At 58.6% G+C, this 273-nt stretch carries 1 protein-coding gene; it reads left to right on the top strand.

All coding sequences use genetic code 11. From position 1 onward, the window contains the following. Positions 1 to 50 precede the first annotated feature (50 nt). Positions 51 to 273 (top strand): hypothetical protein (locus R0J92_RS23015; RefSeq protein WP_411053375.1); only part of this gene is annotated, 223 nt, incomplete at its 3' end.

The following is a 273-nucleotide window of genomic DNA, read 5'->3' as shown; positions in this document are numbered from 1 at the left end:
CCGAGCGTATCGCCGGTGCCGATGCCACGCTGTCAGAGCTTCACCGAATCATGGAGCAACGCAGTGGCATAGATCGCCGCACCTTGCGCTACCTGGCTAAACAGTTTCACCAATCGGCACAGCTCAAAGAGCTGGCCATGAAGACCCAGCAGGACTATGAATACTGCCGGGCCACGCTGCTGGAAATGCCCACCAAGCTAGGCAAACCGCTGGGGGATCTGCCCACATCGCAATTCTCACCGGCGCTGGTTCAGCGCCTAGTCGACAAAATCG

Origin of the sequence: Tritonibacter sp. SIMBA_163 (assembly GCF_046535935.1) — a bacterium.
Taxonomy (GTDB): domain Bacteria; phylum Pseudomonadota; class Alphaproteobacteria; order Rhodobacterales; family Rhodobacteraceae; genus Epibacterium; species Epibacterium scottomollicae.
This window is presented reverse-complemented; position numbering and strand designations above follow the sequence as displayed.